The organism is Streptosporangium sp. NPDC002607 (assembly GCF_053592655.1).
Genome location: NZ_JBSFWD010000007.1, coordinates 1 through 23,393, shown reverse-complemented (window position 1 = coordinate 23,393; position 23,393 = coordinate 1). Strand labels below are relative to the sequence as shown.

The window sequence follows — 23,393 nt, the reverse complement described above, 5'->3', positions numbered from 1 at the left end:
TCACGCGTGCGCGACGACGGGGAACCTCGGGTGTTCGAACGGCTGGTTGACCGTCAGTCCCAGACCGTCCGTCTGCCTGTACGGCGTCCCGGTGTAGAGCGCGTCCGCGTCGAAGTAGGTGACCGTGAACGACAGCCTGGCGCTGTCCCTGCGGTTGGCCGCCGCCCCGTGGACGGTCAGCGCGTGGTGCACCGTCGCGTCCCCGGCCGCGAGGTCCAGCGGCGGTGAGATCTCCAGCTCCTTCAGCCACGGGTGCTGGCTGAGCTGGTCGTCACCGTCCCTGGCGAAGGAGCGGCCCAGCAGGCCGTAGCGGTGGGAACCGCACAGGAACCGGAGCGAGCCCATGTCCGCGGGCACGTCCACCAGGGCCAGCCAGACGGTGAGCATGGCCGAGCGGTCCATCGGCATCCACGGGAAGTCCTGGTGGAACTCGGTGGCGCCGTGCCCGCCGTCCGGCTCCTTGATCAGCAGGTTGGTCACCTGGATCCGTACCCCGGCCACCCCGTGCAGCAGCCGGGTGGCGCCGCGGCCGAGAGCCGGGGCGAAGGCCAGGTCCCGGAAGTGCTCGTCGGTCTCGGCGATGTCCCTGGACTGGCCGAACGCCTGGTCGACCTTGGAGATGACCGCCCGCGAGCGTTCGGCGAGGTGTTCCCGGGCACGGTCGCGGAGCAGGGCCACGTAGCCGCCTTCGACCAGGCGTGGCAGCCTTACCCAGCCGTTGTCCGCAAAGAAGGCGACCTCGTCGTCGGTCACCTCGCGGACCAGGTTGTCGTCAGCCATTGGCTCAGTGTCGAACCTCACACCCGCTAAAGCAAGCGCTTGGTAATAACAGTCGTCTTTCCGTGCCCGGACGGCGCATCTATGCTTAGCAAGCGCTTGGTAGAACAGAGGGGATGCCGATGGATCGCCCGTTCCGGTTCGCCGCCGTGATCCGCGAGGCCGGCTCGGCCAGGGCCTGGGCCGAGGCGGCACGCCGCCTGGAGGGCTCGGGCTTCGACGTGCTGCTCGTCCCCGACCATCTGGTCGGTCCCCGCTTCGCGCCGGTCGCGGCGATGACCGCGGCGGCGTGCGCCACCAGCCGCCTGCGGGTCGGCACGCTGGTGTTCGCCAACGACTTCCGCCACCCCGCGGTGCTCGCCAAGGAGGCCGCCACCGTCGACCTGCTCTCCGAGGGCCGCCTGGAGCTGGGCCTCGGCACCGGCTGGATGGCCGCCGACTACGCCGGTGCCGGGCTGGCGTTCGAGCCACCGGGGGTCAGGGTGGACCGGCTGGCCGAGGCGATCACCGTGCTCAAGGGCCTGTGGGCGGACGGCCCCTTCACCTTCCACGGCAGGCACTACCGAATCACCGCCCTGGACCAGACCCCCAAGCCCCTGAGCCGCCCCCACCCTCGGCTGCTGCTCGGCGGCGGCGGCCCGCGCATGCTCGGGCTGGCCGCCCGCGAGGCCGACGTGATCAACCTCGGCATGCGGGTACGCGCCGACGGCACCGGCCCCGACGGCACGGACGGCGGTCTGGACGCCTTCCTCGCCAAGATCGACCTGGTACGGCGGGCCGCGGCCGGCCGCTACCACCGGATCGAGCTCGGCACCAGCGTGCAGCAGCTCGGCGTCCGCAAGCGGGACGAGCCGTGGAGCGCCGCCGACTCCTCCCGGCAGGACGAGACTCCGCAGGTGCTGCTCGGCACCCGCCAGGACATCGTCGACAAGCTCCGCCACTGGCGCGACACCCACGACCTGTCCTATTTCGTACTCCACCACGAGCGCGACCTGGACGCCTTCATCCCGGTCGCCGAGGAGCTCGCGGGGCGCTGACCCGCGACGCTTCGGGGTCCCGGGGCCCCGGGGCGTGCGCGACGGACCGCCGACGGCATGATTGGGCATCATGGACCAGATGATTCTGCTTCGGCACGGCGAGACCGAATGGAGCCGGGACGGCCGGCACACCGGGCGCACCGATCTACGGCTGACCGCCGGAGGCGAGGATCAGGCACGGGCACTGGCCCCGCTGATCTCGGACCGGACGTTCGGCCTCGTCCTGGTCAGTCCGGCCCGGCGCGCGAGGGACACCGCCGAACTCGCCGGAATCAAGGACTACGAGACAGATCCCGACCTGTGGGAATGGGACTACGGCGGCTACGAGGGCATCACCACCCTGGAGATCCGCGAGAGGCGCCCCGGCTGGTACCTGTGGCGCGACGGCGTCGTCCTCGGCGACGCCGAGCACCCCGGCGAGAGCGCGGAGCAGGTCGGCGCCCGCGCCGACCGGGTGATCGCCCGAGCCCTGGCCGCGGACGGCGACGTGGTCCTGGTCGCCCACGGACACTACCTGCGGGTGCTGTGCGCCCGCTGGCTCGGCCTGCCACCGACCGACGGCCGCCTGTTCCGCCTGAACACCGGCACCTACTCCCGGCTCGGCTTCGAGCGCGACGAGCCGGTCGTCCTCACCTGGAACGCGCCCGTCTGACCCCTGACCCGCGATCGGAGCCCTCCCCCGGATCCCCCTTTCCGCCGCGACAGGCCCTCCTCCTCACCGGAGATCGGCCTGGATCGGGGCAAGGCGGGAGCCGGGGAAGGGCGCCAGCAGGGTCTCCCGCCACGGGCCCGCCAAAAACTCCCTGGCCCGCCTGCTCCAGTCGAGCAGCCGGCCGTCCGGCTCCACCTCGTCGTCCAGGCCGAGCGCCGCGTCCCTGGACCGCTGGAGCGCCAGGTGGTCGTCCAGCGTCATGCCCCAGACGGTGACGACCTCGGTGTCGCAGAACAGGACCTCGTACAGACCGATCGGGCGGTGGCCGTGGTCGGCGAGGACGGGCGCGCGCTCCTCGCGGACGGCGTCGAGGTAGTCCAGCGCGGCCCCGGGTCGCACCTGGGCGCTCTCGAACAGGTAGAACGGGGCCGCGTAGCCCTCGGCGGTGATGTCGGCGAGGGCCGGGCTGCCGTGCACGGCGCCCAGCGGCCGGGAGAAGGCGGAAAAACGCAGGTCGTCGATGTCGGAGAGGAAAAGCCTGCCGTCGACGCCGTCGTAGATGTTCATCATCTGCCGCCAGCCGCCGTCCCAGCCACCGTGGCAGTCCCAGAGCGTGACCGCCTTGAACTGGGGGTGGCCGGTGATGCCGACGGCGTAGAAGGCGCCCACCAGGTCGATGTCCCTGGACCTGATCGACAGTCCCCGGGTCAGTTCCGGGGTGTCGAGGGCCTCGTCTTCCTTCTTGTAGCGGGTGAGCCAGGTGAGGTACTCCAGCGGCCTGCGGGAGTTCATCGGCCGGAAGTCGACCTCTTCGATCAGGTAGATGCCTCGCCGCACGGTAAGCGCCTCCTCAACCCAAGCGAATGCTTGGTTGAACACTAGTTGAGAAGGATCACGCCGTACAGCGTGGAGATCTCGTTCAGGCGGCCGCCGCGGCGGGCTGCGGACCTCGCCCCGTCAGCCATTCGAGGACCCGGCGGTGACCGTGGCAGGCGTCCTCGAAGTGACCCCAGCGCCAGTAACGTGGCTGGTCGCGCACTCCGGTGACCCATGTGCGGTAGGACACCGGAGTGGGCGCACCCTCCCCCGTTGCCGCCGAGGCGACGCCGTAAGTGCGGATCACGACGCGCCCGCCTGGTGCGAACAGCACGTCGTCGGCCACCGGGTACAAGGTCATCTGGTCGAGCACGGCTTGAGCCCCCAATCACTGTGATCTCAAACTCTTCCGTGCCGTTCCACTCCCCCGGTTACACGACCGGCGCGGCCCGGTTAACCCGGCGGCCCTGAAGTAAAAACGGTGTTACACCGTTAAACCGTCGAACTCCCCATCCTTCACCCCGAGCACCAGGGCACGGATCTCATCCCTGGTGTAGATCAGGGCAGGCCCCTCTGGAAAACGCGAGTTCCGGACCGCGATGCTGCCATCCGAAAGTTCGGCAAGCTCGACGCAGTTACCCGTCGAGTTGCTGTGGCGGCTCTTGCGCCAGCTGGCCCCGGCAAGGTCAGTGGCCGGCATGCCGTTGTAGGTCTGCTCCATTTACATCTCTCTGAGAAGGTCGCCGAGGATCTCGGCGGTGCCCCCGGGCGTGGTGCTTTCCACGCACAACTGCTCCATGGCCGTGAGGTATGGATCGATGTCCTCACGTTTGTCCAGGTAGAGGGCACCCCAGAGCTGCTCGACATAGACGACGTCCGACAGGTCGGACTCGGGAAACCGCAAGATGCTGAACGCACCACCCTCGGCCGCGTGCATGCCGAATCGGAAGGGCATCACCTGGAGGGTGATGTTGGGAAGCGTGGCCACTTCCAGCAGGTGCTGGATCTGCTCACGCATCGTCTCCTTACCTCCGATGGGACGCCTCAGGGCCGCCTCGTCGATGACCGCCCACAATCGGGGGCCGTCCTTCTTCGTTAAGCGATCCTGCCGCTGCATGCGCATATGCACACGACGCTCGATCTCCGCCTCCGGCACGTCCGGGTAGCCCAACCGGATCACGGTGCGCGCGTAGGCGGATGTCTGCAGCAGGCCGGGAATGAACTGCACCTCGTAGGTGCGGATCATGTTCGTCGCCTCCTCCAGCCCCACGTAGGTGGTGAACCAGTTCGGCAACAGGTCGCCGTACTTGTGCCACCAGCCGGGGGTGTTCGCCTCGCGGACCATCTCCAGCAGGCCGCGCCGTTCTGCGTCGTCGAGCACGCCGTACAGGGTGAGCAGGTCTTCCACGTCACGCGTCTTGAAACCGACGCGGCCGAGTTCCATACGGCTGATCTTGGACTCTGAGGCACGGATGTGGAATCCCGCTACCTCACGGGCGAGCCCCTTCTCCTCACGCAGCCGGCGCAGACTCGCGCCGAGCATGATGCGCCGGACAGTGGAACCGGTACCGGGCGGATCCATGGACACGTGATGCTCCTCGCTCGCTTTCCTGATCGACAGTCTGTCACTTCGCGGCCGAAGAATCCCTGGCCACGATCAAGATCCCCTTTCGTACGAAATTACCCAATCACCGGTAACGGTAGCGGTTGCACACACCTTATGCACGTGCATTCGCTCTTGCACCTGCACGGGAGTTTGCACCATGATTGCGGCTGTGCAGTCCGCCCAAACCGCGCCCCCCCGAGCGTCAACGTCATGGACGGCGCTCGACTGGTGGCCCCCCGCAGGCTGGTGGCCCGACTCCGCGCGCGATCTTCTCCTCGGATCCCCGGCAGTCATGGCCAGCGCCACCTTCGTGCTCCCGCCACACGCCGAGTCCGTCCACTCCGCCCGCAGCTTCGCGACGGGCACCCTCACCGGCTGGAACCTCGGCGAGCTGGGCGAGAACATGGAGCTGGTCGTCTCGGAACTGGCGACCAACGCCCTCAGACACGGCCTCCGGCTCGCCGAGTCGCGCGCCAGGGAGCCGATCCGGCTCTCCCTGATCCGGCGGGGCAATCTGGTCACCTGCACGCTCAACGACCCGGGAGCCGGCTTCCCCGCGCTCCGCGATCCTTCGCCACTCGACATCGGCGGCCTCGGACTGCACATCGTCGAGTCACTGAGCCTTCGCTGGGGCTGGGCACCGCTGGCCCCGTACGGCAAGATTGTCTGGGCCGTCCTGCGGACCGGCCTTCGTGAGGATCCCGCCCCCCTCGACCGCCCGTAGACCCACGAACGCCCGCCGCGTGCCGTTCCCCGCCCCGCTCCTTCACCACCTCCACCGACCTCTTCCGGACGGCGCCGCCTCTTCCCCTCAAGGGCGCCGATCGGTCCCGGGGCCGCCGCTCCTCCCTCCCGGTGGCCCCGGGACCGGTTAGAACCGGATGGAGACCTCATATAACGCGTCGCATTCTGCGCGGTAGATGCCGTCAGAGATGCCCTCTGCATTACCGTGGATGTTTATGGCTCACGGAGAGTCCCCGCGCGAGATTCCTGAGAGAGCTGCGAGATGGACGATCACCTGCTCGGCTGGTTGAAAACCCTCGACGAAGAACGGCTCGCCCGAGTTCTGGCCAACCGGCCGGACGCCATCGCCCCGCCGTGGCCGCGCCGCCTGGACACCCTGGCGCAGCGACTGGGCAACGGGTTCGCGGTGATGGAGGTCATGCGCGGCCTGCCGCTGCCCTCCCTGGAGGTGGCGCAGGCCGCACTGACCCTCGGCGAGCAGGCCGGGCCGGAGACGGTGGCCCGGTTCATGGGCGTGCCCGAGGCCGAGGTGGCGCCCTGGCTCGACCTGCTGTTCGACCACGCCCTGGCGTGGCCGGACAGTGAGGGCCGCATCCGGGTGGCCGAGGGGCTCGCCCGGTGGTGGACCGCCCCCTGCGGGCTCGGTGAACCGCTCCCCAACTACCTGAACTCCTGGACGGTCAGCGCCGACGCGCTGCGCGCGCTGGCCAGGACCCTGGGCCTGCCGCACGGCCCGAAGCGGCGTACGGTCGCCAGGGTCACCGAGATCCTCTCCGACCCCCACCGGGTGACCGCGCTGCTGGAGAAGGCTCCCGAGGGCGCGGGGCGGCTGCTTGAGGAGTTCGCCTGGGACGGTCCTGTCCGCGACGTGGACGGCGGCGAGTTCGTGGTGCCGGGGTCTCCCGAGAAGTGGGCCGCCGATCACGGGCTGCTCTTCCGCCCCAGCTGGAATGTGGCCGAGATGCCCCGTGAGGTGGCGCTCGCGCTGCGCGGCCCCGACTACCACCCGCCCTTCACCCCCGTCCCGCCCGACCTCGCCACGCTCCCCGTCGACCCCGAGGCCGTCGACCACCTGATGACCCTGGCCGCGCCACACGTGGTGGAGCGCTGCGCCGCCATGCTGGAGAACACCGCGAAGTTCCCGCTACCGCTGCTCAAGGCGGGCGGGGTGGGTGTGCGCGAGGTCCGGCGGGTGGCCAAGGACACCGGCTGCGACGAGGACGAGACCCGGCTGCTGCTGGAGGTCTGCGCGGTGGCCCGGCTGCTGGCCTGGGACGACTCCGCCGGAGGGCTGGTGCCCACCGAGAAGTTCGACCGCTGGCGGCTGGACGACGCGGCCGCCAGGCTCAGGGTGCTGCTGTCGGCGTGGTGGCGGATGGAGCGCTCGTCGCTCCGGAAGGTCGACGGCAAGTACGGCACGGTGCTCGGTGACGATCCCGCCGGGGCCATGGTCGCCCGCGCCCGGCGGGCGGTGCTCGGCGTGCTGGCCCGCCTGCCCGCCAGCACCGCGTGCGTCGACCTGGCCGGGCTGGTCGAGTCCGCGTACTGGCACGCCCCGCTGCTGGACCGGTCGCTGCTGGCCGAGTGCGCTCCCGCCGTGCTGGAGGAGGCCCGGATGCTCGGGCTGGTCGCCCTCGACACGATCACCGACCTCGGCCGCGCGATGGCCGGGCTGGACGCCTTCCCCGGCGACGAGATCGACGACTCCGCGCCCCTGGTGGAGAACGACCCCGTGCTGGTCGAATGCTCCACCAGGGCGCTGGCCAGCGTGCGGCGGAGCGCGCTCTTCGGCGCCGACCTCACCGCGGTGGTGACCGGCCCGCCCGCCGGCGAGCTCGCCGAGCTGCTCGACCGGGCCGCCGAGCGCGAGTCGCGCGGCGCGGCCTCGGTCTGGCGGTTCACCCCGGCCAGCGTGCGCCGGGCCATGGACACCGGCTACACCGCCGAGGGTCTGCTGACGGACCTCGCTGAGGTGGGCAGGGTGCCGCAGCCCCTCGAGTACCTGATTCACGACGTGGCCAGGCGGCACGGCGAGGTCACGGTGACCACCGTCGCCTGCATCGTGCAGGCCTCCGACCCGGTGCTGCTGGCCGAGATCGCCGGGCACCGGCGGCTGGGCAGGCTGGGCCTGCGGCTGCTCGCCCCGACCGTGCTGGCCAGCGCGATGCCCGCCGACAGGACCCTGGCGGCGCTGCGGGAGAACGGCTACGCGCCGGTGCCCATCGAGGACACCGGGGAGATCACCATCCGCAGGGCCCGGGTCGAGGAACCGCGGAACGGGCGGCTGATCCTGCTGCCCGGGGGCAGGGTGGCCGAGTTCGAACAGCCCCCGTACCCGCTGATGGAGCCACCGCCGGACCCCCGCGAGCACGCCCAGCGCCTGCTCGTCGCCGAGGGCCAGGCCACCCAGTCCGGCGGCAGGACGTGGGCGGTCATCGGCCGCATGGCCTCCCGCCTGCCGACCGCCCAGCAGTCGCTGCTCGGCTTCGTCGTCGATCGGGGCGTGCGGGCGGCGATCACACTGACCGACGGCCTGACCGCCACCATCAGCCACGGCGAGCTGCGCAGCGGCGTGCTCGACGCGTGGTGCGAGGAGGCGGGCGACTATCTGGAGTTCCCGCTGGCCGACATCATCGAGGTCCGCGGCGCCTACGCCTGACCCCACCGGCCGCCCCGTGGAGCCGAGCGCGTGGACCGGTGCCTCCAGGATCCGCGACCGCGGTCCGGCTGATGCGGTGAACATGAAGGGTGGCCGGGTTTCCGGTCGTCGTCTTGCCGAAGCCACCGTCGAAGACCCCGAGCCACCGAGCCTGGCGGACGTGCCCGGTCACCGGACTAGAGCTTCTTGGCCTTGACCAGGTCGGCCAGGAGCTTCTCCAGCACGTCGGCGTAGCCCTGGTAGCTGTAGCGCTCCTCGGCGTGCCAGGCGTAGACCTGCCCGGCCTTGACCGCGGGCAGCTTGGCGAAGGTCGGCTTCCCCTTCATCTCGTCGACCCGCATCGACTGGGTGCGGGCGTCCACCAGGATCACGTCCGACTCGTAGGTGTCGGCGTTCTCCCAGCTCAGCGTCTCCCAGAAGCCCGCCTCGTCGACCTTGCCCGGCACCACGACGTCCAGGCCCAGTTCCTTGAAGTAGCGCACGTCCGCGTGGTCATCGGGATTGACCACCCACATCGTCTCCGGACTGCCCGACATGATCAGGATCCTCAGGTTCCTGGTCCCGGGGGTGACGAGCGCCTTGGCCGCGGCGTCGAACCTCGCCTTGGCCGCGGTCACCTCGGAGGCGTTGAGGTCCGCGCCGAGGGCGGCGGCCACCTCGCCGTACTTCCCGATGATCTCGGGCAGCGACCTGCCGACCAGGCGGACGCCGAGGGTGGGCGCTACCTGCTCGATGGTGGAGGTGGACTTCTCCGGCACGTACCAGAGGGTGTCTCCGGTGTACATGCCGCTGACCAGCAGGTCGGGCTGGAGCGAGATGTACTTCTCGATGTTGAACTCGTCCCACACGTTGCCGATGGACTCGACCTTGGTGATGTCGACGTTGCCGACCTGGGGGTCCCTGGTCCCGTCCTTGAGCTTGTGCGGACCGAAGACCGCGACCGGGCGGACCCCGAAGTCCCAGAGCGCGGCGGCGGCGCCGACCTGGGCGACGACGCGGGCAGGGCGCTCGGGCCGCTCGATCTTCTTTCCGCGGTCGTCGGTGAAGGCCCACGGACCCGCCGCCGACGAGGAGGCAGCCGGAGAGCCACCGGCCGCGGGTGCCGTCTCGGTGCCGCTCCCGCACGCGGCCAGGGCGAACACGAGGCCGGCAGCCATGAATCCCCGCCGCGGAAGGACAGGTAGGGACATTTCACTCTCCAAAGGATAGGCTTACCTAAATGGCTATTTCATTAGATTAGCCTTACCTTAGCTATACCAACAGGGAGGGGCTCGGTGAGCAGGGCCGGTGTGGCCACGGCCGCGTCCGAGACGGCCGGGGAACCGGACGGCACGCCACCGCCGTCGGCGAAACGGCGTGCGGCCGCGCTGGCGGCCGGACTGCCGGCCGCGCTGGCGATACTGGTGCTGCTGGCGCTGGTCAGTATCGCGGTGGGATCGCGCTCGGTCCCGCTCTCCACGGTGCTGGACGCGCTGCTCGCACCCGACGGGTCCACCGATCACACGGTCATCAGGGACCTGCGCGTACCGCGGACGCTGATCGGTATCGGCGTGGGCGCGGCACTCGGCCTGGCCGGCGCGCTGATGCAGAGCCTCACCCGCAACCCGCTCGCCGATCCCGGGCTACTGGGCGTCAACCAGGGCGCGGCCCTCGGCGTGACGGTCGCCATCGGGCTGCTGGGCCTGAGCGACCCCACCGCCTACGTCTGGTTCGCGTTCGCCGGTGCGGCCGCCGCCGCGACGCTGGCCTACGCGCTCGGCTCCGCCGGACGCTCGGGTGGCGGCCCGGTACGGCTCACGCTCGCCGGTGTCGCGCTGGGCATGGTGTTCAACGCCGCGGCCTCGGCGATCCTGCGGGCCGACACGGTGACCTTCGACCGGATGCGGTTCTGGCTCACCGGGTCGCTGGCCGGGATCAGCGCCGACGTGGCGGCCCGGCTCGCTCCGTTCCTCGCGGCCAGCCTGGTGCTCGGGCTGCTGCTGGCCAGGCCGCTCAACGCCATGGCACTGGGCGACGAGGCGGGACGCGCGCTGGGCGTGAACATGGCCCGCACCCGCGGGCTGACCGCGCTCACGGTCACCCTGCTGTGCGGGGCCGCCACCGCCGCCGCCGGGCCGTTGTGGTTCGTGGGCCTGGCCGTGCCGCACGCGGTGCGCGCCTTCACCGGACCCGACCAGCGCTGGGTCCTGCCGTACACCGTCGTGCTCGCCCCCGTGGTGCTGCTCGGCTCCGACATCCTCGGCCGGGTGGTCGCCGCCCCCGCCGAGGTGCAGGTGGGCATCATGTGCGCGTTCGTCGGCGCCCCGGTGTTCATCCTGCTCGCCCGCCGCCGGAGGCTCGCCGCCCTATGAAGAACACCCTCCCGGCACAGGCCTCAGAGGCCCGCCGCACGAACCCATGTATGAAGAAGAACACCCTCCCGGCACGAGCCTTAGAGGCCCGCCGCACGGACCTCTCGTGATCGCTCCACCGCCGGCCACCGCCGGGAAGAGTGCCCGCCCCACCGGGCCCCTGCTGACCGCCCTGCGCCTGCGTTCCTGGTCTCTGCGGCTCTCCCCGCGCGGCCTCGTCACCGGCACCGCCATCGCCGTACTCGGCCTGGCCGTCAGCCTGGTCGCGCTGTCCGTCGGCGAGTTCACGGTCCCCATCCGCGACATCGTGGCCGCTCTGTTCGGTGAGGGGCCGCCGGTCGCCGAGCTCATCGTGAACCGCCTGCGGGCACCGCGGATCGTGACCGGCCTGCTGGTCGGTGCCGCGTTCGGGCTGAGCGGGGCGATCTTCCAGAGCCTCACCCGCAACCCGCTCGGCAGCCCCGACTTCGTCGGCCTCACCTCGGGGGCGGCCACCGGGGGCATCGCCGCCGTGGTGCTGGGCGGCGGCGCCTGGCAGATCGCGGGGGCCTCGCTCGCCGGGTGCGTCGCCAGCGCGCTGATCGTGTACGCCCTGGCCTTCCAGCGCGGAGTGCAGGGCTACCGGCTGATCCTGGTCGGCATCGGGGTCAACGCACTGCTGGTCTCCGCCGACTGGTACATGCTGACCCGCGCCGACATCGGCGACGCGGCCACCGCCGGGGCCTGGATCACCGGCAGCCTCGGCGGACGCGGCTGGGAGCACGCGATCCCGGTCGCGTGCGCGGTGGCCGTGCTCCTGCCCGCCTGCGCCTGGCTGTCACGCCCGCTGCGGATGATGGAGATGGGCGACGACGCGGCCAGGGCCATGGGCATCCGCGTCGAGCCGGTGCGCGCGGCGGCGATCGCCGTCGGCGTGCTGCTGTGCGGTGTCGCCACCGCCGCCACCGGACCCGTGATCTTCGTGGCGATGGCCGCTCCCCAGCTGGCCCGGCGGATCAGCCGTTCCCCCGGCGTCACCCTGGTCACCTCGGCGCTGACCGGCGCCACCCTGCTGGTCTGCGCCGACCTGGCCGCGCAGCGCCTCTTCGCGCCGGTCCAGCTGCCGGTGGGAATCATGACCGCCGCGATCGGCGGCGTATACCTGGTGTTTCTCCTGCGGAGGGAACGACGTTGAGACTGTACGGCACCGGCCTGACCCTCTCCTACGACAAGCGCGTGGTGGCCAGGGACCTGGACGTCACGATCCCCGACGGGTCGTTCACCGTGATCATCGGCCCCAACGCGTGCGGCAAGTCCACGATGCTGCGCGCCCTGGCCCGGATGCTCAAGCCCCGCGCGGGGGCGGTCCACCTGGACGGATCCGTGATCACCTCGCTGCCGTCCAAGGAGGTGGCGCGCAGGCTGGGCCTGCTGCCGCAGAGCTCGATCGTGCCCGACGGCATCACGGTCGCCGACCTGGTGGGCCGGGGCCGCTACCCGCACCAGCGGATGATGCGCCAGTGGTCCCGCGAGGACGAGGCCGCGGTGGCGGCGGCCATGGAGTCGACGGACGTGACCGAGCTGGCCGACCGCTGCGTGGACGAACTCTCCGGCGGCCAGCGCCAGCGCGTCTGGCTGGCCATGGCGCTGGCCCAGGAGACCCCGATCCTGTTGCTCGACGAGCCGACCACCTTCCTGGACATCGCCCACCAGATCGAGGTGCTCGACCTCTGCGCCGACCTGCACGAGCAGGGCAGGACCCTGGTCGCCGTGCTGCACGACCTGAATCAGGCCTGCCGCTACGCCACCCACCTGATCGTGATGCGCGACGGCCGGATCGTCGCCGAGGGCGACCCCTCCACGATCGTCACGGCCGACCTGGTAAGGGAGGTCTTCGAGCTACGCTGCGAGATCATCGAGGACCCGCAGAGCGGCACCCCGCTGATCGTCCCCGAGACCCGCCGCCGCGCTCCCGCACCGCTGGGGCGAGGCTAGGTCAGGAGGGTCAGCCCGTGACCCGCCCCGCGGGCTCGTTCTCGGCGGCCGACACCGTGACGATGTCCTGCCCGCGCGTCTCCGGTCCGAAGGCGAGGGCGATGAGGGTGATGGTGGTCAGCACCGCCAGGTAGACCGCGACGGCCCACCAGCGGCCGGTCCAGGCCAGCAGCGCGGTGGCGATCTCGGCCGGTTCATCGCCTACAAGGCGGCCCGTGCCGGTGTCGCCGTGGTGTACGTGGACCCGGCCTACACCTCGCAAGCCTGCTCGGCCTGCGGGCACGTGGACAAGAAGAACCGGCCCGACCAGGCAACCTTCTCCTGCACGTCGTGCGGCTTCGCTGAGCACGCCGACGTCAACGCGGCCCGCAACATCGCCTCGCGCGGTGTGGCGGGCTGGGCAGTGAGTCACGCTGCCGACGACGCGGCCTGAACCGTCGAACCCATCGACGGCGAGGAGCTGCAAGCTCGGTCGTTTACGGCCGAGAAGCTGACAGACTGCGCGCCGGACGTACGCTCCTTCGCGACGATCCTCAAGCGCACCCACGACCTGATCGTCGCCGCCGCTCACAACGAGTACATCTCGGTGGCCATGGCGCCCCTCCAGGGGCTCTCCCGCAGGTTCTGGTTCGCGCACCTGAAGGATTCCGCCGAGGAACTGCGCACGGCGTCACGGCTGCACGGCGACATCCTCCGCGCCATCTGCCACGGCGACGAGACCGAGGCGGTGAACGCCTCGACCAGGCTCAACGACTATCTGGTCGACTTCGCCTACGCCACCCTGCACCCACCGGCCTGAACGGCTCCCTCCTGGCTCGGGAGAAGGGCCGGGCGCCGCGGACGACGGAACCCGGCCCGTGGAGCGCGGGGGCCGGGTTCGTCAGCCCTCCAGCGCGACCCGGCGGGCCAGGCCCAGCGGGAGACCGCCGGAACCCGCCAGCGTGTCGTGGAAGGTGCGCAGGTCACCGCGGCCCGCGGCCAGGTAGTCGTCGCGGATGCGGTCGATCTCCAGTGCCCCCGTCAGGTAGGAGGGCGCCTGGGTGGGCCACGCGCAGTAGCGGTTGACCTCCCCCTTGGCCGTGCCGGGGGTGAGCGAGGACCTCGTGGTCATGAACTCCTCGGCCTGCTCGATCGTCATGTCACCGCAGTGCAGCGAGGTGTCCACGACGATGCGGGCCGCCCGGAAGAGCCGGAAGTCCAGGTGGGCGAGCTCCTGGGCCGGAGTGGTGAAGTAGCCCTGCTCGTGCATGAGCTTCTCGACGTACAGGCCCCAGCCCTCGGCGAAGTACGGGGTGCGGAACAGCCTGCGGGCCCGGCGTGGGTTGCCCGCCATCCAGGACAGGTGCCAGTGGTGACCGGGGTACGCCTCGTGGACGGCGATGGAGGGCATCTGTGCCCTGGCGTTGGTGCGCAGCCGCTGGCGGACCTGCTCCTCGGTGAAGGAGGACGGGGTGAAGGGCACGAAGAAGTGCCCGATCCTGGAGGTCGACAGGGGCGGCGGCGGCATGTAGGAGGCGACCGCGAGAATGGGCCGCTGGAACTCGGGCGACGGGACGACCAGGCACTCCTCGCCCTCGGCGAAGGTCACCAGGCCGCGCTCGCGGACGAACCTCCTGGCCCGCTCCGTCTCGGCCTCGTACTCGGCCCGCATGTCCTCCAGCGTCGGCGCGTGGTCGTCCTGAAGCCCGGTGATGACCGCGTGCCAGTCGCCCGAGCCACCGTCCAGCCGGGCGGCGACCTCGCGCATCCGCGCGTCCAGCTCGTCGTAGGCGGCCTGTCCCCGCCTGAGCAGCTCGTCGGCGCCGTAGCCGAGCATCTCCCGCTCGCGCAGCAGCGTGGAGTAGAGCTCCTCCCCCATCCGCCAGGTGCCCTCCGCCCGGAACCCTTCGAGGAACTCCACCAGCTCGTCGAAGGCCGTCGCCGCGGGCTCGGCCGCCGCGGCCAGCCGGGCCCGCAGCGCCTCGTCGGACACCTGGCCGGGGACCGTCCCGGTGAGGAAGCGGCGAGCGGTCCGCGCCTGGCCCAGCCCCCGCTCGACCAGCAGCGGGGCCGCCAGCGCGGGGTCGAGGTTGGCCCGGCAGGCGGCGAGGACGTCCGGCACCTCGGCCAGCCGCGCGACGGCCGCGTCCACCAGCTCGGCCTCACCGGAGAGCCGCTGCAGGAACGGGCTGAACATCGAGGAGAAGATCGGGCCCACGTAGGCGGCCGGGTCACGCCGCCAGAGCGGCCACGACTCGTACGCGATCCCGCCGCGCAGCGTGGACATGACGAGTTCCCGGTCGATCTCGTCCTCGAAGTCCCCGGCGTCCCCGGCGTCCCCGGCGTCCTGGGCCCCCTGGAGTCGTTCCAGTCGGCGGCGCGACTCCCGCTCCCTGGCCAGGATGCCGGCCTCGGTGAAGTCACCGAGGGTCCTGTCGTACCCCGGCGCGCCCGCGAGGGCGGCATAGATGGGATTCTCCGCCAGGTACCAGTCGAGAAATTCGCTTACCAGCTGGGGGGACGTCATACCGCGAGATCCTACTTCGCAGGCGATTTCACCACCGATGTGGTCACCGGCCGGCTTTCGCCGCCTCCGAGTCCGCGGACAAGCAGGCGCGGCTCCGCCGTTCCCATAAACTTCATGACGTGGGTGACCCGAAGTTCGAGATCCAGATGCTCCACGACCGCGTCATGGTCAAGGTCGAGCAGGAGTCAGAGGAACGGCGCAGCACGGCTGGCATCGTCATCCCGGCGACGGTGAAGATGGCCAACCGCCTCGTCTGGGGTGAGGTCTGCGGCGCGGGCCAGAACGTCCGGGCGGTCAAGGTCGGCGACAAGGTCCTGTTCAACCCCGAGGACCAGTACGAGGTCGAGGTCCACGGCCAGATCTATCTGGTCATGCGCGAGCGCGACCTGCACGCCATCGCCACCCCGCAGACCGACAACGGCACCGGCCTCTACCTCTGAGCTCCACTGAGCTCCACGGGGGGACGTCACCACCGCCCGGTCTCCGCCGCGCCACCCCGAAGGCCCATGAGACGTCCCTACCGCGCGGATCGCCTCCTGGCGCAGGACGCCCGATCACCGGCCCGCCCTCGGGCCGCGCCGGTCATTTCCGGGTGTATCCGAGATAGAGCTTGTTGTTCCAATCCTCGGCGGAGAAGGCGGCCAGCACCCGCGTGGTCTTGCCCTTGAGGGTCGACAGGACCACCTGGTAGTGGTTCCCGGAGGGGATGACCGCGATGAAGTGCTTCTCGTCCCACCATCCCCACAGGGCCTTCGGCCGGATGCCGGGCACCTTGGCCGCGAGCCTGCCCGAGGTGCGATCCCAGACACAGACGTGCTCGGTGTAGCTGGACGGGCACCAGGTCATCAGGCCCTTGCCCGAGGGGGTGAAGGCGTCCTCACCACCGGCGGGCCTGCCGGTCTTGGCCAGGGTGCGGCGGATCGTGCCGTCCTGCCCGTAGAAGCGGGCACCGCCCTGGTACTCGGCCACCACCTCGGTGCCGTCGGAGCTCCAGCGGAACCGCGCGGCCTTGTCGACATCGGCCACGGTCACCGTCTTGGCGCTCTTCGCGGACACGTCGACGACCACGAACCCGGAGGTCACCCACGCCGAGCCGCTCTTTCGCTCGGTGGTCAGCACCGCCTTGCCGCCGTCGCGGCTCCAGTGCACGTAGTGCGCGACGAGCGGCTTCCGCACCGTACGGATCCTGGTGCCCTTGGAGGTCGCCAGGTCGAGCAGGACGACCGAGTCGTAGCCGCTCTTGTAGGAGGTGGGCACCGCCAGCGCGCTGCCCCCCTTCGGCGCGACCGTGATCTCCTGGTAGGCGGCCTGCCGGGTGAACCCGTCACCCCTGCGCAGGTAGGTCATCTTTCCGGAGGAGTACGAGGTCACCCTGAGCGGGTCCGTGGCGTCCTCCCGTACGGTGACCCTGGTGCCGGGCAGCACGGTATCGATGGGCGCGGCCGCGGCGTGCGCGGGGAGCGGCACGATCGCCGAGGCCAGAACGACAAGGCAGCCGAGGAACCGGTAAATCCCAGGAGTCACGGACACGCCGGAATCCTAAGCCGGAAAGCTCTCAAGATCCCGATCTAGACCGAATCGGTTAGAACAGGTGTAAGAGAGGCCGGCGGTGGTGAAGGGTCGCCCTCCCCTCGGGCCATGCCGCGTCATGCCCCCTCACCCGACGCGGCCCCGCACCTCAGACACTCCCTGACCACGGGGAGGCGATGGCGCCGGTGTTCGTAGAACCGGTGACCGAGCGCCGCCGCGACGAGCACCCCGCCGAGCAGCAGGAGCATGAACGGCCCGTACTTCTCATGTCCGATCAGGCCCATGACGAGATGGGCTATACCGGCGGCGACGATGATCGCGCCGACGTTGAGCAGTTCCCTGTTGAGCGTCCACCCCGAGGCGGATCGTTCCCGTTCCGTCTCACTCATGCCCCCAGATTCACTACGGTCAGTTACAGGCCCCGACGGATTCCGTCACCGCGATGTAAAACACGGAGCGGCGATGTAAAACGCGGAGCATCTTCTCGTGGCGGCAAACGTTGTGATCCATCGGGAAACAGGACTTCCCCGCCCGCCCAAAGAGCCGACGGCCGGGAGGCCGGCTCCGTCAGCCGCCGAGCCGGCGGAACCTGTGCGCCGACAACGGCAGGAAGACTGCGATCAGCAGCAGCGGCCAGAGGACCGCCATGAGGGTGGCGTTCTGCACGATCCACGACTCTCCCGCCCAGCCGGGGTTGTCGAAGAGCCTCCTGGTGGCCGTGGCGGTGGCCGAGATCGGGTTCCACTGCGCGATCGCACCGAGCCAGCCGGGCATGGTGGCGGGATCGACGAACACACTGGACAGGAAGCCGACCGGCCAGACCAGGATCTGCACCGACGTCACCACCTCCGGCCCTCCCGATACGAGGCCGATGTAGATCCCCACCCAGAGCAGGGCGAAGCGCAGCAGCAGGAGCAGGCCCACCGCGGCCAGCGCCTCGGGCAGGCCGCCCTCGGCACGCCAGCCGAGCAGCAGCCCGGCCCCGATCATGACGGCCAGCCCGACCACCGAGTTGAGCATGTCGGCGATCCCGCGGCCCATGACGACCGCCGAGGCGCTCATCGGCATCGAGCGGAACCTGTCGGTCACCCCCTTGGCCGCGTCGGTGGTGACCGCCATCATCGTGCTCTCCAGGCCGAAGAGCATGGTCATCGCGAACATGCCGGGGATCAGGAATTCGAAGTAGCCGCCCCCGCCGGGGACGCCGATGGCGCCGCCGAACAGGCCGCCGAACATCAGCACCATCATGACCGGGAAGAGCCATCCGACGGCGACCGTTCCCGGGCGGCGGGCCCAGTGGCCCAGGTCGCGCAGGGTGATGGTCCAGGAGTCGGCCAGCGCCCAGCCGAACCTGGAGAGCGGGGAGGGGGTGGGCAGGGTCGAGGTCGTCGTACTCACGCGGATGCCTCCGTATCGGGGGTTGGGATCGTCGTACTCACCGGGGCGCCCCTGTCGGAGACGGTGACCGCCCGCACCAGGGCGCACGGCGGCGATGTCCATGCCGGAGGTGCCCATACGGACCCCCGGCCGGAGAGCCCGGTCGCGGCGTTCACGCGGACGCCCCGGTACGGGCGGCCGTGTTCTCGGCACCGCCCGTCAGGTGCAGGAAGACCTCGTCGAGCGTGGGGCGGCGCAGCGTGACGTCGACCGGCTCGATCCCGGCGTCGCCGAGCGCGGTGGCCATGGTGACGAGCGCCCGGGTGCGCTCGGCGACCGGGATGCTGACCCGGCGCGACTCGGCGTCCACCAGGATCCCGCCGGAGGCGACCCGCGCCGCGAGCGCCTCCGCCCTGGCCACGTCCGCCGGATCGGCGAGGACGAGATCGAGCCAGTCGCCGCCGATGGCCGACTTCAGCTCCTCGGGAGTGCCCTCGGTGACGACCCGGCCCGCCCCGAGCATGGTGATCCGGTCGGCCAGCCGGTCCGCCTCCTCCAGATACTGGGTGGTGAGCAGCACGGTCGTGCCGGAGCCGACCAGGTCGCGGATGGCCGACCACACCTCCTGGCGGGCGGCCGGGTCGAGGCCGGTGGTGGGCTCGTCCACGAAGAGCACCCGGGGTGCGACGATGAGGCTCGCCGCCAGGTCGAGCCGCCTGCGCATGCCGCCGGAGTACTCGCCGACCGGCTTGGCCCCGGCGTCCGCCAGCGAGAAGCGCTCCAGCAGCTCGCCGGCCCGCCTCCGCGCCCCGGCCGCCGACAGGTGGTTCAGCCTGCCGAACATCACCAGGTTCTGCCGCCCGCTGAGGATCTCGTCGACCGCCGCGTACTGGCCGACCAGCCCGATCCGCTCGCGTACCTGCCGCGCCTGCGTGCGGACGTCGAACCCCGCGACGCTCGCCCGGCCCGAGTCCGGGCGCAGCAGCGTGGACAGGATCCTGATCGCCGTGGTCTTGCCCGCGCCGTTGGGTCCGAGCAGGCCGCAGACCGTGCCGGCCGCCACCTCCAGGTCGAACCCGTTGAGACCCGTCCCCTCGGCGGCACCCGCGTAGTTCTTGCGCACGTCGTGCGCGGCGATCGCGAACTCCGTCGCTCTCACAGCCACCTGCTTCACCCCTGTTTCGCCTGTCTTCCCACCCGGCGCCGTCGCGCCTCCGTGGCGTAGACCGTACCGTACATCGTACGACTCAGCTACGGTGGTCCCAACGACGAAAATCTGGAGACGGTTCCCGTGAGTGCGAAGAAAGCTTCCGACGCCGACCCGGCACGCAGCCTGGCGCTCCTGTGGGGCTCGCACAGCAGGCCGGGGCGCTCCGGGCTGACCGTGCGCTCGATCGTCCTGGCGGCCATCGAGCTGGCCAACGCCGAGGGGCTCGAAGCGGTCTCGATGCGCCAGGTCGCCGAGCGGCTGGGGGTCGGGACCATGTCCCTCTACACCCACGTCCCCGGCAAGGGCGAGCTGACCGACCTCATGGTCGACACCGCGTACGGGGAGCTGTACGCCGACGTGGACGCCCCGTCCCGGCAGACAGGCGGCTGGCGGGGCGCGATGGAGTTCGTCGCCGCCCGCAACTGGGATCTTTACCGGCGCAACCCGTGGCTGCTGCAGGTCATCGACGCCCGCTCCACGCTGGGGCCGAACGCGTCGCTCAAGTACGAGGCCGAGCTACGCCCGCTGGACGGCGTCGGCCTGACGGACGTCGAGATGGACTCCGTGCTGGCCCTGGTCCTCAGCCACGTGCAGAGCACCGCCAGGGCCGCGGCCAACCAGGCACGGGTCCAGCAGGAGAGCGGGATGACCGACGTCGAGTGGTGGCTGTCCAACGCCCCGCTGCTCGACAAGATCATGGACGACACCCGCTTCCCGGTCGCCTCCCGCGTCGGCCAGGCCGCGGGCCAGGCCCATCATGCGATCTCCGACCCCGCACACGCCCTGGCCTTCGGCCTGGACCGCATCCTGGACGGCGTCGCCGACCTGATCGCGAGCCGGAACCCGGCGAACGGGAGACAGGACCGCTGAACGGGAAGCCGGGTCAGCCCGCGGCCGGGGGTGAGACCGGCGGCGCGGGCGCGGAGGACCACCTCCGGTTCGAAGCGGTCACCGGAGGTGCCGAGCCTGGTCGGCGAGGAGTCCGACGGCCTGGCGGAGGCGGTGGCGGACGGCCCGCGGGCGGATGTACCGGATCTCGTGGCGCCGGCGAGTGACCGCGATGCGTTGACCGAGAGGATCGGCAGGCGCATGGTCACGCTGTGACGGACGCGAGGGAGTGAGACGGCCCTGGTGAATCAGGTGGGCTCCTCCGCCGGTACGGCCGCGGCGGTTTCGGGCTCCGGCGCCGGTACGGCTGCGGCGGCTTCGAGCTCCCGGGGCGGGTCGCTGAGCTGCTCGCGCACGTAGTTCCAGACCACGGCGATCAGGGCGGCGACCGGTACGGCGAGCAGGCTGCCCACGATGCCGGCCAGGCTGCCGCCCAGCGTCACCGCGAGCAGGACCACCGCCGCGTGCAGGCCCAGGCCGTGGCTCTGCACCATCGGCTGGAGCACGTTGCCCTCCAACTGCTGGACCGCGACGATGATGGCCAGCACGATCAGCGCGTCCGTCGGGCCGTTCGACACCAGCGTGATGAGCACGGCGACGAGGCCGGCGAACAGGGCGCCGACGATGGGGATGAACGCCGTCACGAAGGTCAGGACCGCCAGTGGGAGCACCAGCGGCACGCCCACGATCCACAGGCCGAGGCCGATGAAGACGGCATCGAGCAGGCCGACGAACGCCTGGGAGCGGACGAACGCGCCGAGGGTGTCCCAGCCGCGTTCGGCCACGGCCGGCACGTCCACGGCGAGGCGGCCGGGGAGCTGACGGGTCAGCCACGGCAGGAAGCGCGGGCCGTCCTTGAGGAAGAAGAACATCAGGAAGAGCGCGAGGACGGTGGTGACCAGGCCGTTGACGACGGTGCCCACCCCGGTCACGGTGGCGGTGACGATGCCGCCGACGCTGTCCTGGATACGGGCGATCGCGGTGTCGAGCACGCTGGTGACCTGGTCGTTGCCGATGTTCAGCGGCGGCCCGGCGGCCCATTCGCGCACCTGCTTGATGCCGTTGACCACGCCGGTGGCCAGCTCTCCGGACTGTGACACGACGGGCACGACGATCAGGACCACGATGCCCGCGGCGACCAGGAGGAACAGCAGGGTCACGGCCGACGCGGCCAGAGCGGGAGGCCAGCCGTACCGGCGCAGGAGACGGGTTACCGGCCAGGTCAGCGTGGTGAGCAGCAGGGCGACCATGAGCGGCCAGACCACGGACCACATTTGGCCCACGACCCACAGGGTCACCGCGCTCATCAGCAGGACCAGCAGCATCTCCGCGGAGATGCGCGCCGAGGAGCGCAGCGCGGCCCGGGTCTTCGTGGCACTCAGCGTGGCAGGCATGTGATCACCTTATGCATCCTCATGATCGGGCCCGCGTCGACGCGCAGGATTCGGGCTAATTCATGTTGGTTTGGCGCTGTGCTGCCCTGTTGAAGCGGCGCCCTGCTTCATAGTAAAAGGAGTTATATGTCCGTTTCTCACGGAAGTCCGGCAGAGGGGGCATCCACGCCGTCATTCTCCGGGATCTCAGGCCACGGACGCGACCGCGCCGACATCACACCCTCCTCATCCCAGGCACCCTGCAGCTGAGAACGATCATCGTAAGGAGAGACGCCGAATCGGGCGGCGAAGTCCTGAAGGACGGGGCATCCGCCCCGGGTGCCGGGTGAGTGTGAAGCCGGGTCAGCTCGACGCGGGGGTGAGACCGGCGGCGCGGGCGCGGAGGACCACCTCCAGTTCGAAGCGGTCGCCGGAGGTGCCGAGCTGGTCGGCGAAGAGTTCGGTGGCCTGGCGGAGGCGGTAGCGGACGGTCTGCGGGTGGATGTGCAGCCTGGCCGCGACCTCGGTGGCGTTGCCGCTCTGCAACCAGGCCAGCAGGGTCTCGGCCAGCCGGTCGCGCTGGGCGGGGCGCAGGGCGAGCAGGGGTTCCAGCCGTGCCCGGCCCATGATCTGGATCAGCGACTCGTCCTGGAAGATCATCAGGGTGGCGAGGTGGTCGGACACCCGGATGATCCGGCGGCCGTCCAGCACCCCGCGCCTGGCCAGGGCCAGCGCGTCCCTGGCGAGCCTGAGCGAGAGACCGGCCTCCCCCACCGCGACCGCGGGGCCGATGGCCACGGTCCAGTCGGCCGCCATGGCGTTCAGCAGGCCGTGCCGCCCCGGGCCTTCGGGGTCGGGCACGACCATGCAGGGGTCGGAGCGGTCGAGGTCGACGAGCACGTCGGGCGGGAGACCCGGCCTGGGCAGATCGCCCTGGGCGCGGGCGGCCAGGGCGACGCAGGCCAGGGTGCGCGGCATGGTCCAGCGCACCGACCTGGCCAGATCGGCCACCGCGCGGGAGTCGGCGGCCGGGTGGGCGACGAGCAGGTCGAGCAGCCTGCGGCGCCGAAGTTCGAGCTCGCCCGCCACCCGGACCTGGGCCTCGGAGTAGCCGTCGGCCGCCGCGGCGGCGATCTCGTCGAGGTAGACCAGGATCGCCTCCCCGATGTCGCACATGCGCTGCCGGGACAGGTCGAGCCGCTCGGACTCCTCGGCCAGCCGTCGCCACGCCACCCTGGCGCAGATCCGCAGCGCGGACTGGAGTGAGTCGAGGGGGCGCCCCTCCGCGGCCTCCCCGCTACCGACGGCGCGGAAGACCTCCAGCAGCCGGGACCGGCTCGCCCCCCGGTCACCGACCCGGTTCACGAATCCGGCGAGTGCCTCCTCGACGGCGTGCCTGACGATACGGGCGTAGGCGCCGCTCTGCCGGGAGTACTCCGGCACGCTGGCCCGGATCTCGCCGATCATCTCCTCGGCCAGGACGTCCAGATAGGGGCGGAGGGCCTCGGCGAACTCCCGGGGGATGTCCGCCTGCGGCTGTTCGACGACACGGGCAAGGCTCACGGGGGCTCCTCCTGGTCTCGGACGCTACTCCGATGTCAGGAAACCGTCTTCTGACCGGAGCGCACATTTTCCCCGGCGCCCCCACTCACCCCCGTAACAAGAAATCACCCCCCGCGACCGCCTCCCGTGAGGCTGCCCCCACATCCCCCCAGCACCTGGCCACATCCCCTCGAACCAAGCCGACGAGCCGCCCCAAGAACCGCCCTGGGGACGTGTTCCACGCTCTCTGCCTAGAGGGACTACCCGTGAGGCCGCGCCGGCGACTGGACTGAGGAGAGCGGGGTCGCGAGGAACGAGCGGCCCCGCTCGACGAGGGAAGGAGCCGGATAA

25 protein-coding genes and 1 pseudogene are annotated in these 23,393 nt (G+C 70.8%); 12 read left to right on the top strand and 14 right to left on the bottom strand.

Annotated elements, in window-relative coordinates:
• Entirely contained in the window at nucleotides 1-780 is a 780-nt protein-coding gene (locus ACWD3H_RS10205; RefSeq protein WP_355555374.1) for a phytanoyl-CoA dioxygenase family protein, read from the bottom strand.
• A 119-nt stretch (nucleotides 781-899) separates the two neighbouring features.
• On the opposite strand from ACWD3H_RS10205, the gene ACWD3H_RS10200 reads away from it, so the two are divergent.
• Both ACWD3H_RS10200 and ACWD3H_RS10195 read left to right on the top strand, forming a co-directional pair.
• Nucleotides 900-1,814 carry a TIGR03621 family F420-dependent LLM class oxidoreductase gene (locus tag ACWD3H_RS10200; protein ID WP_451954698.1) on the top strand — a complete coding sequence of 305 codons (915 nt, stop codon included), beginning with the start codon at nucleotides 900-902 and terminating at the stop codon, nucleotides 1,812-1,814.
• 70 nt (nucleotides 1,815-1,884) lie between these two features.
• Entirely contained in the window at nucleotides 1,885-2,466 is a 582-nt protein-coding gene (locus ACWD3H_RS10195) for a histidine phosphatase family protein (RefSeq protein WP_451954697.1), read from the top strand.
• A gap of 63 nt (nucleotides 2,467-2,529) precedes the next feature.
• Here the strand turns inward: ACWD3H_RS10195 and ACWD3H_RS10190 are convergent, their stop codons facing one another.
• The 4 genes from ACWD3H_RS10190 to ACWD3H_RS10175 form a co-directional block, all read right to left on the bottom strand.
• Nucleotides 2,530-3,303 (bottom strand): hypothetical protein, encoded by a 774-nt coding sequence (locus ACWD3H_RS10190; protein WP_451954696.1) that lies wholly within the window; start codon nucleotides 3,301-3,303, stop codon nucleotides 2,530-2,532.
• Between the two features lie 82 nt (nucleotides 3,304-3,385).
• Nucleotides 3,386-3,643 (bottom strand): hypothetical protein, encoded by a 258-nt coding sequence (locus ACWD3H_RS10185; RefSeq protein WP_245651823.1) that lies wholly within the window; start codon nucleotides 3,641-3,643, stop codon nucleotides 3,386-3,388.
• Between the two features lie 123 nt (nucleotides 3,644-3,766).
• Nucleotides 3,767-4,003: a DUF397 domain-containing protein gene (locus ACWD3H_RS10180; RefSeq protein ID WP_355555381.1), complete on the bottom strand. Its 237-nt coding sequence runs from the start codon at nucleotides 4,001-4,003 to the stop codon at nucleotides 3,767-3,769.
• Complete coding sequence (locus ACWD3H_RS10175; protein ID WP_433381878.1) at nucleotides 4,004-4,864, bottom strand: Scr1 family TA system antitoxin-like transcriptional regulator; 861 nt, start codon at nucleotides 4,862-4,864, stop codon at nucleotides 4,004-4,006.
• Between the two features lie 316 nt (nucleotides 4,865-5,180).
• Between ACWD3H_RS10175 and ACWD3H_RS10170 the strand changes: the two genes are divergently transcribed.
• Both ACWD3H_RS10170 and ACWD3H_RS10165 read left to right on the top strand, forming a co-directional pair.
• Complete coding sequence (locus ACWD3H_RS10170) at nucleotides 5,181-5,612, top strand: ATP-binding protein (protein ID WP_350915019.1); 432 nt, start codon at nucleotides 5,181-5,183, stop codon at nucleotides 5,610-5,612.
• A 282-nt stretch (nucleotides 5,613-5,894) separates the two neighbouring features.
• Nucleotides 5,895-8,291 carry a helicase-associated domain-containing protein gene (locus ACWD3H_RS10165; protein ID WP_451954695.1) on the top strand — a complete coding sequence of 799 codons (2,397 nt, stop codon included), beginning with the start codon at nucleotides 5,895-5,897 and terminating at the stop codon, nucleotides 8,289-8,291.
• A 176-nt stretch (nucleotides 8,292-8,467) separates the two neighbouring features.
• Here the strand turns inward: ACWD3H_RS10165 and ACWD3H_RS10160 are convergent, their stop codons facing one another.
• On the bottom strand, nucleotides 8,468-9,448 hold the full coding sequence (locus ACWD3H_RS10160; RefSeq protein ID WP_451954694.1) for an ABC transporter substrate-binding protein: 981 nt from the start codon (nucleotides 9,446-9,448) through the stop codon (nucleotides 8,468-8,470).
• A 117-nt stretch (nucleotides 9,449-9,565) separates the two neighbouring features.
• Between ACWD3H_RS10160 and ACWD3H_RS10155 the strand changes: the two genes are divergently transcribed.
• The 3 genes from ACWD3H_RS10155 to ACWD3H_RS10145 all read left to right on the top strand — a co-directional run bounded on the left by ACWD3H_RS10155 (nucleotide 9,566) and on the right by ACWD3H_RS10145 (nucleotide 12,616).
• Nucleotides 9,566-10,642 carry a FecCD family ABC transporter permease gene (locus ACWD3H_RS10155; RefSeq protein WP_451954693.1) on the top strand — a complete coding sequence of 359 codons (1,077 nt, stop codon included), beginning with the start codon at nucleotides 9,566-9,568 and terminating at the stop codon, nucleotides 10,640-10,642.
• 106 nt (nucleotides 10,643-10,748) lie between these two features.
• Nucleotides 10,749-11,816 carry a FecCD family ABC transporter permease gene (locus ACWD3H_RS10150; RefSeq protein WP_451954692.1) on the top strand — a complete coding sequence of 356 codons (1,068 nt, stop codon included), beginning with the start codon at nucleotides 10,749-10,751 and terminating at the stop codon, nucleotides 11,814-11,816.
• The gene (locus ACWD3H_RS10145) at nucleotides 11,813-12,616 is read left to right on the top strand and encodes an ABC transporter ATP-binding protein (RefSeq protein WP_355616301.1); all 804 of its coding nucleotides are present in this window, start codon (nucleotides 11,813-11,815) and stop codon (nucleotides 12,614-12,616) included. Before ACWD3H_RS10150 ends, ACWD3H_RS10145 begins: the two co-directional genes overlap by 4 nt.
• Nucleotides 12,617-12,626: 10 nt before the next feature.
• Here the strand turns inward: ACWD3H_RS10145 and ACWD3H_RS10140 are convergent, their stop codons facing one another.
• Nucleotides 12,627-12,878, bottom strand: a complete 252-nt coding sequence (locus tag ACWD3H_RS10140; RefSeq protein ID WP_451954691.1) for a hypothetical protein — start codon at nucleotides 12,876-12,878, stop codon at nucleotides 12,627-12,629.
• On the opposite strand from ACWD3H_RS10140, the pseudogene ACWD3H_RS10135 reads away from it, so the two are divergent.
• Nucleotides 12,801-13,049: pseudogene (locus ACWD3H_RS10135) on the top strand (zinc ribbon domain-containing protein); the annotation flags it as partial. The gene ACWD3H_RS10140 and the pseudogene ACWD3H_RS10135 overlap by 78 nt on opposite strands.
• A gap of 12 nt (nucleotides 13,050-13,061) precedes the next feature.
• Entirely contained in the window at nucleotides 13,062-13,415 is a 354-nt protein-coding gene (locus ACWD3H_RS10130) for an FCD domain-containing protein (RefSeq protein WP_451954859.1), read from the top strand.
• 81 nt (nucleotides 13,416-13,496) lie between these two features.
• Here ACWD3H_RS10130 and ACWD3H_RS10125 read toward each other — a convergent pair whose 3' ends face one another.
• A complete protein-coding gene (locus ACWD3H_RS10125; RefSeq protein ID WP_451954690.1) occupies nucleotides 13,497-15,122 on the bottom strand; it encodes a DUF885 domain-containing protein in 1,626 nt (541 codons plus the stop codon).
• A gap of 119 nt (nucleotides 15,123-15,241) precedes the next feature.
• Here ACWD3H_RS10125 and ACWD3H_RS10120 point away from each other — a divergent pair, with 119 nt between their 5' ends.
• Nucleotides 15,242-15,562 (top strand): GroES family chaperonin, encoded by a 321-nt coding sequence (locus ACWD3H_RS10120; RefSeq protein ID WP_343964067.1) that lies wholly within the window; start codon nucleotides 15,242-15,244, stop codon nucleotides 15,560-15,562.
• Between the two features lie 142 nt (nucleotides 15,563-15,704).
• Here ACWD3H_RS10120 and ACWD3H_RS10115 read toward each other — a convergent pair whose 3' ends face one another.
• From ACWD3H_RS10115 to ACWD3H_RS10100, 4 genes are all read right to left on the bottom strand, one after another.
• Nucleotides 15,705-16,652, bottom strand: a complete 948-nt coding sequence (locus ACWD3H_RS10115; RefSeq protein WP_355555405.1) for a TolB-like translocation protein — start codon at nucleotides 16,650-16,652, stop codon at nucleotides 15,705-15,707.
• A gap of 116 nt (nucleotides 16,653-16,768) precedes the next feature.
• Nucleotides 16,769-17,041 (bottom strand): hypothetical protein, encoded by a 273-nt coding sequence (locus ACWD3H_RS10110; RefSeq protein WP_355555407.1) that lies wholly within the window; start codon nucleotides 17,039-17,041, stop codon nucleotides 16,769-16,771.
• A 178-nt stretch (nucleotides 17,042-17,219) separates the two neighbouring features.
• Nucleotides 17,220-18,050 (bottom strand): ABC transporter permease, encoded by an 831-nt coding sequence (locus ACWD3H_RS10105; RefSeq protein ID WP_451954689.1) that lies wholly within the window; start codon nucleotides 18,048-18,050, stop codon nucleotides 17,220-17,222.
• Nucleotides 18,051-18,201: 151 nt separating this feature from the next.
• Entirely contained in the window at nucleotides 18,202-19,188 is a 987-nt protein-coding gene (locus ACWD3H_RS10100; RefSeq protein ID WP_451954688.1) for an ATP-binding cassette domain-containing protein, read from the bottom strand.
• A gap of 132 nt (nucleotides 19,189-19,320) precedes the next feature.
• On the opposite strand from ACWD3H_RS10100, the gene ACWD3H_RS10095 reads away from it, so the two are divergent.
• Together ACWD3H_RS10095 and ACWD3H_RS10090 are read left to right on the top strand one after the other, a co-directional pair.
• Complete coding sequence (locus ACWD3H_RS10095) at nucleotides 19,321-20,109, top strand: TetR/AcrR family transcriptional regulator (protein ID WP_350915044.1); 789 nt, start codon at nucleotides 19,321-19,323, stop codon at nucleotides 20,107-20,109.
• Nucleotides 20,110-20,196: 87 nt separating this feature from the next.
• Nucleotides 20,197-20,343: a hypothetical protein gene (locus ACWD3H_RS10090; protein ID WP_451954687.1), complete on the top strand. Its 147-nt coding sequence runs from the start codon at nucleotides 20,197-20,199 to the stop codon at nucleotides 20,341-20,343.
• A gap of 32 nt (nucleotides 20,344-20,375) precedes the next feature.
• Here the strand turns inward: ACWD3H_RS10090 and ACWD3H_RS10085 are convergent, their stop codons facing one another.
• Complete coding sequence (locus tag ACWD3H_RS10085; protein ID WP_451954686.1) at nucleotides 20,376-21,521, bottom strand: AI-2E family transporter; 1,146 nt, start codon at nucleotides 21,519-21,521, stop codon at nucleotides 20,376-20,378.
• A 342-nt stretch (nucleotides 21,522-21,863) separates the two neighbouring features.
• Nucleotides 21,864-23,063: a PucR family transcriptional regulator gene (locus ACWD3H_RS10080; RefSeq protein ID WP_451954685.1), complete on the bottom strand. Its 1,200-nt coding sequence runs from the start codon at nucleotides 23,061-23,063 to the stop codon at nucleotides 21,864-21,866.
• Nucleotides 23,064-23,393 lie beyond the last annotated feature (330 nt).

Excerpts from the sequence above, each read along its gene's own strand:
- ACWD3H_RS10205 (WP_355555374.1), bottom strand. The coding sequence starts at position 780 with ATGGCTGACGACAACCTGGTCCGCGAGGTGACCGACGACGAGGTCGCC.
- ACWD3H_RS10200 (WP_451954698.1), top strand. The coding sequence starts at position 900 with ATGGATCGCCCGTTCCGGTTCGCCGCCGTGATCCGCGAGGCCGGCTCG.
- ACWD3H_RS10195 (WP_451954697.1), top strand. The coding sequence starts at position 1,885 with ATGGACCAGATGATTCTGCTTCGGCACGGCGAGACCGAATGGAGCCGG.
- ACWD3H_RS10185 (WP_245651823.1), bottom strand. The coding sequence starts at position 3,643 with ATGACCTTGTACCCGGTGGCCGACGACGTGCTGTTCGCACCAGGCGGG.
- ACWD3H_RS10180 (WP_355555381.1), bottom strand. The coding sequence starts at position 4,003 with ATGGAGCAGACCTACAACGGCATGCCGGCCACTGACCTTGCCGGGGCC.
- ACWD3H_RS10175 (WP_433381878.1), bottom strand. The coding sequence starts at position 4,864 with ATGGATCCGCCCGGTACCGGTTCCACTGTCCGGCGCATCATGCTCGGC.
- ACWD3H_RS10170 (WP_350915019.1), top strand. The coding sequence starts at position 5,181 with ATGGCCAGCGCCACCTTCGTGCTCCCGCCACACGCCGAGTCCGTCCAC.
- ACWD3H_RS10165 (WP_451954695.1), top strand. The coding sequence starts at position 5,895 with ATGGACGATCACCTGCTCGGCTGGTTGAAAACCCTCGACGAAGAACGG.
- ACWD3H_RS10160 (WP_451954694.1), bottom strand. The coding sequence starts at position 9,448 with ATGGCTGCCGGCCTCGTGTTCGCCCTGGCCGCGTGCGGGAGCGGCACC.
- ACWD3H_RS10125 (WP_451954690.1), bottom strand. The coding sequence starts at position 15,122 with ATGACGTCCCCCCAGCTGGTAAGCGAATTTCTCGACTGGTACCTGGCG.
- ACWD3H_RS10110 (WP_355555407.1), bottom strand. The coding sequence starts at position 17,041 with ATGAGTGAGACGGAACGGGAACGATCCGCCTCGGGGTGGACGCTCAAC.
- ACWD3H_RS10085 (WP_451954686.1), bottom strand. The coding sequence starts at position 21,521 with ATGCCTGCCACGCTGAGTGCCACGAAGACCCGGGCCGCGCTGCGCTCC.